The organism is Stenotrophomonas sp. KH_052, from assembly GCF_057838755.1.
The window spans coordinates 3,543,964-3,558,234 of the sequence record NZ_CM174475.1 but is presented as its reverse complement, the minus strand read 5'-3'; the positions used below and the strand labels follow the sequence as shown (position 1 = coordinate 3,558,234).

11 protein-coding genes and 1 pseudogene are annotated in these 14,271 nt (G+C 66.1%); 5 read left to right on the top strand and 7 right to left on the bottom strand.

Going from position 1 to position 14,271, the window contains the following annotated elements:
* Positions 1–9 precede the first annotated feature (9 nt).
* Positions 10–399 (bottom strand): annotated as a pseudogene (locus AC3ITW_RS16440) (VOC family protein).
* Between the two features lie 133 nt (positions 400–532).
* Between AC3ITW_RS16440 and AC3ITW_RS16435 the strand changes: the two are divergent.
* On the top strand, positions 533–1,783 hold the full coding sequence (locus AC3ITW_RS16435) for a DUF819 family protein (RefSeq protein WP_006383182.1): 1,251 nt from the start codon (positions 533–535) through the stop codon (positions 1,781–1,783).
* Between the two features lie 375 nt (positions 1,784–2,158).
* Here the strand turns inward: AC3ITW_RS16435 and AC3ITW_RS16430 are convergent, their stop codons facing one another.
* Together AC3ITW_RS16430 and AC3ITW_RS16425 are read right to left on the bottom strand one after the other, a co-directional pair.
* Positions 2,159–2,383, bottom strand: coding sequence for a YbdD/YjiX family protein (locus AC3ITW_RS16430; RefSeq protein ID WP_006383180.1), 225 nt, complete (start codon positions 2,381–2,383; stop codon positions 2,159–2,161).
* Complete coding sequence (locus AC3ITW_RS16425) at positions 2,383–4,464, bottom strand: carbon starvation CstA family protein (RefSeq protein ID WP_489389737.1); 2,082 nt, start codon at positions 4,462–4,464, stop codon at positions 2,383–2,385. The genes AC3ITW_RS16430 and AC3ITW_RS16425 overlap by 1 nt, the downstream gene beginning before the upstream one ends.
* A gap of 215 nt (positions 4,465–4,679) precedes the next feature.
* Between AC3ITW_RS16425 and AC3ITW_RS16420 the strand changes: the two genes are divergently transcribed.
* Entirely contained in the window at positions 4,680–5,531 is an 852-nt protein-coding gene (locus tag AC3ITW_RS16420) for a pirin family protein (protein WP_489389736.1), read from the top strand.
* A gap of 116 nt (positions 5,532–5,647) precedes the next feature.
* On the opposite strand, the gene AC3ITW_RS16415 is transcribed toward AC3ITW_RS16420, so the two are convergent.
* The 4 genes from AC3ITW_RS16415 to AC3ITW_RS16400 form a co-directional block, all read right to left on the bottom strand.
* Complete coding sequence (locus AC3ITW_RS16415) at positions 5,648–6,106, bottom strand: hypothetical protein (protein ID WP_012511813.1); 459 nt, start codon at positions 6,104–6,106, stop codon at positions 5,648–5,650.
* Positions 6,107–6,302: 196 nt separating this feature from the next.
* Positions 6,303–7,022: an aquaporin Z gene (gene aqpZ / locus AC3ITW_RS16410; protein WP_006383172.1), complete on the bottom strand. Its 720-nt coding sequence runs from the start codon at positions 7,020–7,022 to the stop codon at positions 6,303–6,305.
* 121 nt (positions 7,023–7,143) lie between these two features.
* The gene (locus AC3ITW_RS16405; RefSeq protein ID WP_006383170.1) at positions 7,144–8,007 is read right to left on the bottom strand and encodes a pirin family protein; all 864 of its coding nucleotides are present in this window, start codon (positions 8,005–8,007) and stop codon (positions 7,144–7,146) included.
* Positions 8,008–8,688: 681 nt separating this feature from the next.
* A complete protein-coding gene (locus AC3ITW_RS16400) occupies positions 8,689–10,752 on the bottom strand; it encodes a 3-hydroxyacyl-CoA dehydrogenase NAD-binding domain-containing protein (protein ID WP_065723949.1) in 2,064 nt (687 codons plus the stop codon).
* Between the two features lie 234 nt (positions 10,753–10,986).
* On the opposite strand from AC3ITW_RS16400, the gene rpoE reads away from it, so the two are divergent.
* The 3 genes from rpoE (at position 10,987) to AC3ITW_RS16385 (ending at position 14,095) form a co-directional block, all read left to right on the top strand.
* Positions 10,987–11,607 carry an RNA polymerase sigma factor RpoE gene (gene rpoE / locus AC3ITW_RS16395; protein WP_006383094.1) on the top strand — a complete coding sequence of 207 codons (621 nt, stop codon included), beginning with the start codon at positions 10,987–10,989 and terminating at the stop codon, positions 11,605–11,607.
* The gene (locus AC3ITW_RS16390; protein ID WP_489389735.1) at positions 11,604–12,485 is read left to right on the top strand and encodes a sigma-E factor negative regulatory protein; all 882 of its coding nucleotides are present in this window, start codon (positions 11,604–11,606) and stop codon (positions 12,483–12,485) included. Before rpoE ends, AC3ITW_RS16390 begins: the two co-directional genes overlap by 4 nt.
* Before the next feature lie 74 nt (positions 12,486–12,559).
* Positions 12,560–14,095, top strand: coding sequence for a DegQ family serine endoprotease (locus tag AC3ITW_RS16385; protein WP_012511810.1), 1,536 nt, complete (start codon positions 12,560–12,562; stop codon positions 14,093–14,095).
* The last annotated feature ends 176 nt before the right edge of the window (positions 14,096–14,271 follow it).

Sequence of the window (14,271 nt, the reverse complement as noted above, 5' to 3'; positions counted from 1 at the left end):
CCTGCAACGCTAGGTGCCCGTGGGGCGGGCCACATGCTGGTCGATCAGGATCACGTTGCCGTCGGGATCGGCCAGTTGCAGATAGCCCGTACCCTGGCCATCGGGATCGGTGCGGACCGCCAGTTCGATGCCCTTGGCATCCAGCTCTGCCTGCAGCTCACGCACATCCTGGAAGCGGGGCAGTTCCTGCTTGTGCTGGTCCTAGCCGGGGTTGAAGGTCAGCAGATTGCCTTCGAACATGCCCTGGAACAGCCCGATCACCGTGCCGTTGCTGCGCATCACCAGCCAGTTCTGCGCCGGGTCACCGCCGGTGACCGAAAAGCCGAGGGCCTCGTAGAAGCTGCGGGAAACCGCGAGATCCTTCACCGAGAGGCTGACCGAAAAGGCGCCAAGCTGCATGAGTGGGCTCCCTGAGGGAATGTGGGCGTGGTCGGCACTGCAGCATGACCCGGCGTGAAGACAATGTTAATCTCACCCTGCGCCGCTCTATGCGGCGCTTTTTTTTCCGCTCTTTCGATCGACAGAGGATCCCATGCCGACCGAACCCGCTACTGCCCTGATCAGCAACGACATCGTTGGACTGGGCCTGATTGCCGCCACCCTGGCCCTGATCTTCTGGGCTGCCAGTGGTCCGACGCCCCTGCTGAAGAAGATCTTCGCCTGGGTGCCGGCACTGCTCTTGTGTTACTTCGTTCCGGCCATCTACAACACCGCCGGTGTCATCGATGGCCACAACACGTCGTTGTACAACCCGGTCGCGCGTGATGTGCTGCTGCCTGCCGCGCTGGTCCTGCTGACCCTGTCGATCGACCTGAAGGGCATCGCCAAGCTTGGTCCCAAGCTGCTGATCGTGTTCTGCGCCGGCACCGCCGGCATCATGCTGGGCGCCATCGTCTCGTTCCAGCTGATGAAGCTGATCCATCCGGAAACGGTGGCCGGTGACACCTGGGCCGGCATGGCCGCACTGGCCGGCAGCTGGATCGGTGGCGGCGCCAACATGGTCGCCATGCGCGAAGTGTTCGGCACCGATGCCACCACCTTCGGCCAGTTCGCCGTGGTCGATGTGGCCTGCGCCAGCCTGTGGATGGCCATCCTGCTGTTCATGGCCAACCGCGCGCAGCAGATCGACACCCGCAACGGTGCCGACACCCGTGCCATCGACGAAATGAAGGCACGCATCAGTGCCTACGAGGCGCAGAACGCACGCATTCCCAGCATGACCGACCTGATGGTGATTGTCGGTGTGGCTTTGGGAGGTGTCGGCCTTGCGCATGCGATCGCCGCGCCGCTGTCGGGCTGGTTCAAGGCCAACGTCAGCTGGGCCAGCCAGTTCAGCCTGGACAGTCAGTTCGTGTGGGTGATCCTGCTGTCCACCGCGATGGGCCTGACGCTCAGCTTCACCCGCGCCCGCCGCCTGGAAGCCGCCGGTGCTTCGCGACTGGGCACGGTGTTCCTGTACTTCCTGATCGCCTGCATCGGCATGCAGATGAACCTGCTGTCGCTGCTGGATCGGCCGTGGCTGTTCCTGCTCGGTGCGATCTGGATGGCGACCCACGTGCTGGTGCTGTGGGTGGTGGCCAAGCTGCTGCGCGCACCGCTGTTCTTCTTCGCGATTGGTTCGCAGGGCAACATCGGTGCGGCGGCATCTGCGCCGGTGGTGGCAGCGGCCTTCCATCCGACGCTGGCGCCGGTGGGCGTGCTGCTGGGTACGGTCGGCTATGCCACAGGCACGGGGCTGGCCTATGTCACCGGCCTGATCCTGAAGTGGATGGCCGGTGCCTGAGTTCTGACCTGACGAACATGTTGCGGGTTCACGGCAATTGCCGTGAACCCGCTGTTCCCGTGTAGAGCCGTGCCCACGCTCGGCTTTCTTTTTGCCTGCCACCGGGTAGAACCACGCCGTGCGCGGATGCAGTTCATGGGTATCCATGAACAAAGAAGGGTCAGATCCGTTTCCTAGAGGAAACGGATCTGACCCCTGATGCTTCCTGCCGTCACCGGAAATCTGTCGAAGGTGGGGTGGTGTCGGATGGCGGCGTCCCCGCCATCCGACACCACCCCGCCAAATCCACGGAAAACCAGAGCTGATGCTTCGGCCGTTGCCGTTGCCGTTGCCTCTGCGGGCGCCGGGCTGCAAGCCCGGCACCCACCTCACACCTCAACAGCAGCGGCCACCGTTACGGCCACCGTAACGCGCTTCCTGACGCTCGCGGAAGAACGTCTTGTAGTCCATCGGCTGCTGGTCCGGATGCTTTTCCAGCATGTGCCGGACGTAGTTGTCGTAATCAGGAATGCCACAGCACAGGCGTGCGGTCTGCACCAGGCGCCGCCAGATGCGGCGGTGTGCCTGGTACTGGCCGACGGGAACCAGTTGGGTGCTCATCACAGATCCACCATTTCATGCGGCTTCAGTGCCACGTACGGGGTTTCGCGGTCACTGCGCTGCGGATTGCGGCGAGCCGCGAGGATGGTCTTGATCGAATACACCAGCACCGCACCGACCACCAGCAGGAACAGCGCGGTCAGGCTGGTGTTGACGTAGGCGTTGACCACGATCTGCTTCATCTGCGCCACCGACTTGGCCGGCGCGGTGATGGTATCGCTGGCAAGCGCGGCCTGGAACTTGTGTGCCTGCGCCAGGAAGCCCTGTGCCGGGTTGCTGTCGAAGATCTTGATGAAGCCGGCATAGGTGGTGCAGATCAGCAGCCACACGGCGGGTACGGCAGTGACCCACGCATAGCGGTCACGCTTCATCTTGAACAGCACCACCGTGCCCAGCATCAACGCGATGCCGGCCAGCATCTGGTTGGAGATGCCGAACAGCGGCCACAAGGTCTGGATGCCGCCGAACGGATCGACCACGCCGGTGTACAGCAGGTAGCCCCACAGCGCCACGCAGCCGGCGGTGCCGATGATGTTGGCGGTCCACGACTCGGTCTTCTTCAGCGCTGGCACGAAGTTGCCGAGCAGATCCTGCAGCATGAAGCGTCCAGCGCGGGTGCCCGCGTCCACGGCGGTCAGGATGAACAGTGCTTCGAACAGGATGGCGAAGTGGTACCAGAACGCCATCATCGCGTCGCTGCCACTGGGAATCGCTTCGTGCAGGATCTGCGCGATGCCTACCGCCAGTGTTGGCGCGCCACCTGCACGATGCAGGATGGTGGGTTCACCAATGGCCGCCGCGGTCGCGGTCAGCTGCTCGGGGGTGATGGTGAAGCCCCAGGTGTTGGTGATGTAGTGCGCGGCCGAGGCCGCATCGGCACCGATCACGGCGGCGGGGCTGTTCATCGCGAAGTAGATGCCCGGATCGATGATCGATGCGGCCACCAGTGCCATCACCGCCACGAACGATTCCATCAGCATGCCGCCGTAGCCGATGTAGCGCATGTGCGCTTCATTGGCCAGCAGCTTCGGTGTGGTGCCGGAGGAAATCAGCGCATGGAAGCCGGAGACCGCACCGCAGGCGATGGTGATGAACAGGAACGGGAACATGCCGCCCTTCCACACCGGGCCGTCGCCGCTGGCGGCGAACTGGGTCAGTGCCGGCATCTTCAGTTCCGGCATCACCACCAGGATGCCGATGGCCAGCGCGATGATGGTGCCGATCTTGAGGAAGGTCGACAGGTAGTCGCGCGGGGCCAGCAGCAGCCACACCGGCAGCACCGAGGCGACGAAACCGTAGCCGATCAGCATCCAGGTGATCTGGGTACCTGTGAAGGTGAACGCCGGGCCCCAGGTCGGGTCAGCCGCTACCTTGCCGCCGAACCAGATTGCTGCCAGCAGCAGGATCAGGCCGACCACCGAGATCTCGCCGATCTTGCCGGGGCGGATGTAGCGCATGTACACGCCCATCAGGATGGCGATCGGCATTGTTGCGATCACCGTGAACATGCCCCACGGACTTTCCGCCAGTGCCTTGACCACCACCATCGCCAGCACCGCCAGGATGATGATCATGATCAGGAACGCACCGAACAACGCGATGGTGCCCGGCACCTGGCCCATCTCTTCGCGGACCAGGTCACCCAGCGAGCGGCCGTTGCGGCGGCTGGACAGGAACAGGACCATGAAGTCCTGTACCGCGCCGGCCAATACCACGCCCACCACCAGCCACAGCAGGCCGGGCAGGTAGCCCATCTGCGCGGCCAGGACCGGGCCGACCAGCGGACCGGCACCGGCAATGGCGGCGAAGTGGTGGCCGAACAGCACGTGCTTGTTGGTCGGGACGTAGTCCAGGCCATCGTTGTTGATCACCGCCGGAGTGGCCCGGGTCGGATCGAGCTGCATCACCTTGTTGGCGATGAACAGGCTGTAGAAGCGGTAGGCGACCAGGTACAGCGAAACCGCTGCCACCACGATCCATAGTGCGTTGATGTGTTCACCGCGGCGCAGGGCCACGGTGCCCAGACAGAATGCGCCAAGCAGGGCGAGGGCCGCCCAGCCTATTTTGGAAAACCCTTTCATGAGGTGCTCTCTCCCGGAAAGACAGACAAAGAGTCCCGCGTGCCCTCGACAGGGTCAATTGGCACAGGACGAATCAGCGTTAGTACTTTGGTCGTACGCAGGGGGCGCTGACGTGCAGCGAACATCAGGGATGGAACAATCGGTTGCGGTGCCATCCATTGGCGTACGGCCATGTGGCGTCCATCTTCACTGGCATCCATCCAACAGGAGTCGCCATGAGCCTTCCCGAACCGGCCCGCGTGCTGCGTACCATCCGTGGCATGCCCACCTCCGACGGTGCCGGTGTGCGCCTGACCCGCGTCATCGGTGGTCCGACGCTGCCCGACCTGGATCCGTTCCTGCTGCTCGATGAATTCGGCACCGACCGCGCCGAGGACTACATCGCCGGCTTCCCGGAACACCCGCACCGCGGTTTCGAGACGGTCACCTACATGCTCGACGGGCGCATGCGGCACCGCGACAACCACGGCGACGAAGGCCTGCTGACCCCGGGCAGCGTGCAGTGGATGACCGCCGGCCGCGGCCTGGTGCATTCGGAGATGCCCGAGCAGGAAAGCGGGCAGATGCGCGGTTTCCAGCTGTGGGTAAACCTGCCGGCGAAGGAGAAGATGACCGACCCGAAGTACCAGGAATTCGCGCCGGAGCGCATTCCGGTGGTGAAGCCGGAAACCGGCGTGGAAGTGAAAGTGATTGCCGGCAGCGTGGACGGCACCCACGGCCCGATCGTGCAGCCGGCCACTGATCCGCTCTACCTCGATATCACGCTGGCACCGGATCGAGCCTGGACCTACGCGCTGCCGGAAGGCCACAACGCCTTTGCCTATGTGTTCGAAGGTGCGATGACCGTGGGTGAGCAGGACGCCGCGCGCGACGTTGCACGCCAGGAACTGGCGGTGCTGGGCGGTGGCGAGCAGTTGCACATCTCGGCCGGCAGCGAAGGTGCGCGGTTGATCCTGGTGGCCGGCCGTCCGCTGCGCGAGCCGGTGATGCGGCACGGCCCGTTCGTGATGAACACGCGGCAGGAACTGATGCAGGCCTTCGTCGATTTCCAGGAAGGCAAGTTCTGAGGGCGCGCGCCGGGCGATGCCCGGCGAAAGAAACCGGTAGCGCCGGGCCATGCCCGGCGGATGTCCAGCGCGTTCGATGCGGCGGGGATGCTGCCAGGCAGTCATCCCCGTCACCTTCAGCGCCCCGCGGCCACGGCCGACGGGGTCAGGCTCATGCCTTGCGCCAGCTGCTGCAGCGAGCCCAGTTCCTGAGGGCTGTCCGGATACAGCGAAATCTGCGCGTAACGTCCTTTGTCGAGCTTGACCACACTGATGCGGCGCTCGGCATAGCCCGGCGGCTGCTGGCCACCGAGGTCCGGCTGGTACCAGTAGAGTGATTCACCGCCGAAGCTGCCCTTTTCCTGGCGCAGCGAGCGGTTCAGGGGAATGGACGGGTCACGTGCGCTGAGCATCAGGCTCAACACTTCACGACCATCGCCAGTGCTGGCGCGGCAGACCAGGAAATCGGTCTGCGCCAGCTGCTGCCATTGCAGGCCACTGCTGGCAGGCAGCGAAGGGCATTCGGTGGGAGCCTGTGCGGCGGCGTGGGCCGCAGCGAACAGCAGGCTCGACAACACTACAGGCGCGAACTTCATGCATCCCCCAAGGTGGTGTGTCGTTGGCTCCGCCGGATGGACCGGCAGCCTTGGCATCCCATCCCCGGATGCCGCCCCGGCCGGCATGTGCACGGACGGTCAACTCAACCTTAACGGAACGTGAGCGATCGCACAAATCGCGGTTACACGCGTAACCATTGCGGCCGATGGTCGGCCGCAATGGTCCGCACAGGCCTCAGCGGTCGTTGCCGAGCCACTTGTAGATGATGCCGCCGATCGCGCCGCCCAGCAGCGGGGCGACCCAGAACAGCCACAGCTGGCTGACCGCGCCGCTGCCGGCGAAGAAGGCCACCGCCGTGGAACGGGCCGGGTTCACCGAGGTGTTGGTGACCGGGATGCTGATCAGGTGGATCAGGGTCAGCGACAGGCCGATCGCCAGCGGGGCGAACCCGGCCGGTGCCTTGCCGTGGGTGGCGCCCATGATCACGATCAGGAACACGGCGGTCAGCACCACTTCGCACAGGAAGGCCGCGGCCACGCTGTAGCCGCCGGGGGACAGCGCGCCGTAGCCGTTGCTGGCGAATGCACCGGCCTGGCTGCCATCAATGGCGAAGCCGCTGGCGCCCGATGCGATCTGCAGCAGGATGAAGCCGGCCAGCAGGCCGCCGGCAACCTGGGCGATGATGTACGGGATCAGGTCCTTGGTCGGGAAACGACCGCCGGCCCACAGGCCGACACTGACCGCCGGATTGAAGTGCGCGCCGGAGATATGGCCGAACGCATAGGCGCCGGTCACCACGGTCAGGCCGAAGGCCAGCGCAACGCCGAGGAAACCGATACCCAGCGGATTGCCGTCGCCACCGAACTTGGCGGCCAGCACCGCACTGCCACAGCCACCCAGAACCAGCCAGAACGTGCCGAGGAACTCGGCGGACAAGCGTTTACCCATGCTCATGTGTTGCACTCCTTTGACGGTCGAAAGTGTGATTTATGTCACATTTCAATGATCAGCGGGTGACTGTAGTGTCAACGCCGGGTGCAGGGATACACCTTCGGATGTGTGCAACACGCGATGTTCAGTACTGCGGCAGCGGGATGAATTCCTTGTCGTCGCCCGGAATGGTGCCGAAGCGGCCGGCTTCCCAGTCGTGCTTGGCCTGCTCGATACGCTCCTTCGAGCTGGAGACGAAGTTCCACCACAGGTGACGTGGGCCATCCAGTGGCTCGCCACCGAACAACATCGCCTTCACCGGCGTCTTCGCACGCAGGCGGCCTGTCGCACCGGCTTCGGGGATCACCAGGTGCTGGGCGGGGATGTCAACGCCGTCCAGCTGCGCCTCGCCCTCGAGGATGTACAGCGCGCGCTCGCGGTGGCCATTGTCGATATCGATCTCCGCATCCGGGTCGAGGTCGATCGCTACGTTGAGGGTGTCGGCGAACACCTTCACCGGCGATTCCTCGCCATAGGCGCGGCCGGCGATCACCCGCAGCCAGACACCATTGCGGCGCTGCTCGGGCAGGGTGGCCGCGGCATGGTGGTAGAACGCCGGCTCGATTTCCTCATGCGACTTCGGCAGTGCGACCCAGGTCTGCATGCCGTGGATCGGGTTGTCGTGATCGCGGTCTGGTTGCGGCGTGCGTTCGGAATGGGCGATGCCGCGGCCAGCGGTCATCCAGTTGACGTCACCGGGGCGGATCACCTGGTCCGAACCCAGCGTGTCGCGGTGGCCGATCGCGCCCGACCACAGGTAGGTGACGGTGGCCAGGCCGATATGCGGATGCGGGCGCACGTCGATGGCGGTGCCGGGATGCATGAGTGCCGGGCCCATCTGGTCGACGAACACGAACGAGCCGATGCTGCGCGCCTGCAGGGTGGGGACGGCGCGACGGACTTCGAGTCCGCCGATGTCGTGCACGCGCGGGGCGATGATGGTGGTCATGCGGGCGTTCTCGCTGGCAGGGATCAGGTGGGCAGCATCGCATGCAGCTGTGACGGGCACATGCCCCGTATGGGTAACAGCCTGTTCCGTAGAGTCGAGCTTGCTCGACTGGGGTTCCCACCAACGGCGCAGCCCCTCGTGGCTGTGGGTTGGTCGCTGAAGGCAAAAGCAGAAGCAAAAGCAGAAGCAGAAGCAAAAGCAGAAGCCGCGCTTGGCCGGGCGGGTGGGTGGCGCAGGACACGCCGTAAACCCGTCCATGGGGGCTCGATGGCGCCATCCATGGCGCCAACGGTCCTGCGCCACCCACCCGCCCGGCCTCTGACAGTTTCCGTGTGCTGTCCAGCCACGGAGAAGAAAAAAGAAAATCAAAATCAAACGCCGGTCGCTTCGCTCCTTGTGGCAACCAAGGTAGCCACCCACCAGTTCGTAGCGATTCCCACCAGAATCGCAGTTCACCGACCGTCATCGGGAAACTGTCAGGGGTGGGGCGGTGTCGGGTTGCGGGGTGTCCGCGGCATGGATGCCGCGGCCAAGCCCCCAGGGACGGGTTTACGGCGTCCCCGCAACCCGACACCGCCCCGCCCAACAAACAGAAAAGCCAGAGCCGCTTTGGCTCTGGCTTCTGCTGTGGAACTTGACGTTGCCTCTGCGGGTGCCGGGCCGTAGGCCCGGCCGATCAACTCACACCACCGGTTCGCGCAGGACGGGGTTGTCCCAGCCCGGGCGCGGGGCGAAACGATCGCCGTGGCGCTGCTGCAGTGCCTTCAGCCGCTCCACGATTGCATCGGCACCCACCGCGCGAATGTGCTGGATCGGGCCGCCACGGAACGGTGCGAAGCCAGTGCCGAAGATCACGCCGGCATCCAGCAGGTCCGCATCCGCCACCACGCCTTCGTGCAGGCAGGCCACTGCCTCGTTCAACAGCGGCAGGATCAGGCGGTCTTCCAGATCGGCCGGTGCCTGGTAATCGCTGGCCACGTCCGGCTTCTTCGCACGGCCGTTTTCCCAGGTATAGATGCCCTGGCCATCCTTCTTGCCGCGCTTGTCCGGTTCCACCGTCTGCAGCGCGGCCGGAATCTGCAGGCCGAGGAACGGTGCCAGTTCGCGGCCAACGCCAGCGGCCACGTCCAGGCCCACCGTGTCGATCAGTTCGATCGGGCCCATCGGCATGCCGAACTTCACAGCGGCCTTGTCGATCACCGGGCCCGGGATGCCTTCGGCATAGGCGGTGGCGGCTTCCAGCATGTACGGGAACAGCACGCGGTTGACCAGGAAGCCCGGGCTGCCGGCCACCGGCACGGGGAACTTGCCCAGTGCCTTGCAGAACGCGGCCAGTCGACGCTCGGTTTCAGGCGCCATGCCGTCGTGATGGATGATTTCCACCAGCGGCATCTGCGCCACCGGGTTGAAGTAGTGCAGGCCGGCGAACTGCGCCGGGCGCTGGATGTGGTCGCGCAGTTCCAGCAGCGGAATCGACGAAGTATTGGTGGTCAGCAGTGCGTCCTGCTTCATCTTCGGTTCCAGCGTCTGGTACAGCGCACGCTTGGCTTCCGGGTTCTCGATGATGGCTTCGATCACCAGGTCAGCTTCAGCCACGCCGTTGCCTTCCAGGTCGGCCCGCAGGCGCGCGGCCACCGCCGGACGCTTGCTTTCGTCGCGCACTTTCTTGGCGAACAGCGCTTGGGCGCGTTCCATGGCCGGGTCGATGAAGCGCTGCTCGCGGTCCTGCAGTGTGACCTCGAAGCCCTTGTAGGCGGCCCATGCAGCAATATCGCCGCCCATCACGCCGGCACCGACCACGTGCACGTGGCGGATGCCCGAATCACCACCACCCAGGCCCTTCAGGCGCTCGGTAAGGAAGAAGATGCGGATCAGGTTGCGCGCGGTGGGGGTGCTGGCCAGTTTCACCACGGCGCGACGTTCGGCATCCAGGCGTGCCTGCACCGGCTTGCCACCGCTGCGCTGCCAGGTGCTGATCAGCGCATACGGCGCGGGGTACTGGTCCTTCTTCGCCTTGCGTGCCACCTGCTTGACCATCTGCGGCGCCAGCAGCGTGCGTGCCAGCCAGGTGTTGGTCGCCCATGCCGTCGCGCGCTGCTTGAACGGGCGGGTGGTGCCGGACAGCGCCAGCGCTACGGCCGTGTCGAGCACCACCGCCGGTGCCACCACCTTGTCGACCAGGCCGATGCCACGTGCAGCCGAGGCTGACAGGGTGCGGCCTGTCAGCATCATGTCCATCGCCGCCGGTGCGCCCACCAGCTGCGGCAGGCGCGCGCTGCCGCCCCAGCCCGGGAAAATGCCCAGCTGGGTTTCCGGCAGGCCGATGCGGGTCGAACTGTCATTCGAAGCCACACGGTAGCGGCAGGCCAGCGCCAGCTCGGTGCCGCCGCCCAGGCAGTGGCCATGGATCGCCGCCACGGTCGGGCAGGGCAGCTCGGCCAGCTTCTGGTAGGTGGACTGGCCACGGCGGATGGCATCGTTCACGGTGCCGCGGCGGTCGAATTCCTGGAATTCCTTCAGGTCGGCACCGGCGATGAAGCCGGCCTTCTTCAGGGACTGGATCACCACGCCCTTGGGCGGGTCCATGGCGATGCGCTCAAGCAGGTCGCCCAGTTCCAGCAGCACGTCCTGCGACATTGCGTTGACGCTGCTGTCCTGACGATCCAGGGAGAGGACCACCACGCCGTCGTCGCGGATCTCGGGGAGCCAGTGGCTGAAGCGGAGACCATCGAAGCCTGAGAGCATGGACGTTCCATCCGGTTGTGTATGGAGAAGCGGCTATGATCCAGAGGTTGTTTCCCCCGCGTCAAATCCCAATAGCAGGGGGTGGAGCCCCCGGATCCAGAGCCTGGAACCGGGACGCTAACGGAACGGTGGTTAAAAGCTGGTGCGGCGCCAGGTGATCGGCGACTGAACTTTTCCCGGGATTGGCAGTCTCATTGCCCGACGTCGGTTGGGCTGACAGGAGTGCGGCCCCTCATGGCCGATGTTGATACACCTCAGGAGCTGGATCTGGAATTGGTCCGGCGCGTGCAGCACGGCGAGAGTGCCGCCTTCGATGTCCTGGTGCGCAAGTACCAGCATCGGGTCGTGGCCCTGGTCGGTCGCTACATCGCCGACTGGAGCGAATGTCAGGACGTCGCCCAGGACACTTTCATCCGTGCCTACCGCGCGATCGGAAGTTTCCGTGGCGATGCCCAGTTCTCAACCTGGTTGCATCGAATCGCCGTGAATACCGCCAAAAACTACCTGGCTTCACACAATCGCCGCCCGCCGACCGATGACATCGACATCGGCGATGCTGAACAGTTCGACAGCGGGACGCGCCTGCGCGACACCGACACGCCCGAACGCGAGTTGATGCGCCAGGAGCTGGAACAGACGGTGATGAAGGCCGTCAACGCGCTGCCGGAAGAACTCCGGCTGGCGATCACCCTGCGCGAGGTGGAAGGCCTGAGTTACGACGAAATCGCGCAGAAAATGGGGTGCCCGATCGGCACCGTGCGTTCACGGATCTTCCGGGCGCGCGAGGCGATCGACACCGAACTCCGGCCGCTGTTGGACATCGGCAGCGCCACCCGTGAGAAGAGCCGCGTATGACCAGTAATCCGTTCAACGAATCGCAGAACCATCAATCCCCTGCCGGGCAGCGCCTGGACCAGCGCCACCGCGAGCAGCTGTCGGCGCTGGTCGATGGCGAGCTGGGCGCAGATGAAGCGCGCTTCCTGCTGCGCCGCATGGAACATGACCCCGAACTGGCAGGCTGCCAGGAACGCTGGCAGCTGCTCGGCGACGTGATGCGCGGCCAGGCCTCGCTGCTGGCGCCTGTCGGCTTCGGTGCCGCTGTGACCGCCGCCATTGCTGCCGAACCCGCACCACAGGCCGAGCCGCGCCGTCAGGTGCGGCGTAGCGGCTGGCGGGCCTGGGGCGGTGGTGCTGCACTGGCCGCCTCGGTGGCGGCAGTGGCCCTTTTCATGGGCGGCGAGAAGCTGCAGGAGGCCACGCCGGGCGAGCCGCTGGCGCCGCAGGTGATCGCCAGTCAGGCCGAGCTGGCGCCGGCACCGGGCACCCCGGCTCCGGTCACCGAAGCCTCGGTGGATACCGCAGCGATGGCGGTGGCTGCTGCGCCGGCGGTGGCGATGGCCGCTGCCGGCCGCCGCCAGGACACCCGCCGTGCCAGTGCGACCCGCAGCCAGCAGGCCGCGCGTGCCGCGCAGCGTGACGATGTACCGCAGCGTGCCGTGGCTGCCGCGCAGGCGCCGTTGACCCCGAGCGTGCCGGCCAACGCCAGCCGCAACCTGCCGTTCGGTGAGGTCGGTGGCCTGCAGGCGCGACCGTGGCCGCGCTCCAGCCTGGCGCCCGCCGCCGGTGGCGCGCTCAATGCCAGCTTCCCGGCCCACGCCGGTGGTGCCGCGTTCTACCCGTTCGAGCCGCGCCTGCAGGATGACCTGCCGGTGCCGCCGCGCCCGCGCGACTGAGCCGGGCGCTTTCACGCCCCGCCGTCGGCGGGGCCCGTATTCCTCTTTCCATCCGACCCGGAGGTTGCCGTCCGATGACTCCCCGACTCCGCACGCAGGCCATTGGCCTGTTCGCCCTGACCCTGCCGCTGGTGGCCTGTGCCCAGCCAGCGCCGCCTGCCGCCCAGCCCCAGGCCGCCGCTGCAGCAGCCCCGCGCGCGCCGGCGCAGCCGCTGGTCAGCGGCCTGCCCGATTTCACCCATCTGGTCGAACAGGTCGGGCCGGGCGTGGTCAACGTCGACACCACCATCGTGCGCAACAACCGCCAGGCCTCGCGTGGCCCGATGGGCGGCGACGATGACATGCCGGAATTCTTCCGTCGCTTCTTCGGGCCTGACTTCCCGATGCCGGGGCAGGGGCCGGGCGGGCAGGACGGTGGCCCCAGCATCAAGGGCCGCGGCATGGGCTCGGGCTTCATCATTTCGCCCGACGGCTACGTGCTGACCAACTACCACGTGGTGGCTGACGCCAGCGAGGTGAAGGTCAAGCTGGGTGACAGCCGCGAATTCAACGCCAAGGTGGTGGGCAGTGACCAGCAGTACGACGTGGCCCTGCTGAAGATCGACGGCAAGAACCTGCCGACCGTGCGGGTGGGCGATTCCAATACCCTGAAGCCGGGCCAGTGGGTTGTCGCGATCGGCTCGCCGTTCGGCCTGGACCACTCGGTCACCGCCGGCATCGTCAGCGCGCTGGGCCGCAGCACCGGTGGCGCTGATCAGCGCTACGTGCCGTTCATCCAGACCGACGTGGCGATCAACCAGGGCAACTCCGGCGGCCCGCTGCTGAACACCCGCGGCGAAGTGGTCGGTATCAACTCGCAGATCTTCTCCGCCTCGGGCGGTTACATGGGCATCAGCTTCGCGATTCCGATCGACCTGGCGATGAGCGCGGTCGAGCAGATCAAGAAGAGTGGCAAGGTCACCCGTGGCCAGCTGGGCGCGGTGGTCGAGCCGATCGATGCGCTGAAGGCGCAGGGCCTGGGCCTGCCGGACAGCCGTGGCGCGCTGGTCAACCAGATCGTGGCCGGCAGCGCGGCGGAAAAGGCCGGCGTGCAGATCGGTGACGTGGTGCGCTCGGTCAATGGCAGCCCGGTCAACAGCTGGTCGGACCTGCCGCCGCTGATCGGTGCGATGGCGCCGGGCAGCCGGGTCACGCTGGGCGTGATCCGCGACGGCAAGCCGCGTGACCTGAGCGCCACGCTGACCGCGCTGAGCGAAGACGGCCAGGGCAATGCCCGCACGGCCGCAGGACCCAAGCCCGATGCGGCGCCGCAGGCGGGTGCCAATGCACTGCTTGGCCTGGATGTCAGTGATCTGACTGCGCCGCAGCGCAAGCAGTTCGGCCTGGACGGCAACGAAGGTGTGCGCATCACCGGGGTCAAGGGCCAGGCGGCACGTGACGCGGGCCTGTCGCCGGGCATGGTGATCCTGCAGGTCGGCCGTACCACGGTCGGCAGCGTGGATGCCCTGAACCGCGCGCTGTCCAGCTACAAGAAGGACGATGTGGTGATGCTGCTGGTACGTACCGGCAACGGCAACAGTGCCTTCGTGGCGGTCAAGGCCGGCCAGTAAGGCCTGGCGGGGCCGCCCTGGCGGCCACCTCTGCTCCCCCGAAGCCCCGCCCTGGCGGGGCTTCGGCCATTCCGGCCCCGGCCCGATGAGGCCGTTTTCGCGGCAGGGCCCCGGGCGTGCGATAATCGACCGTTACCCTGACGACGCCGCGCGCCGCCGCCACCTATGTCTTCTGA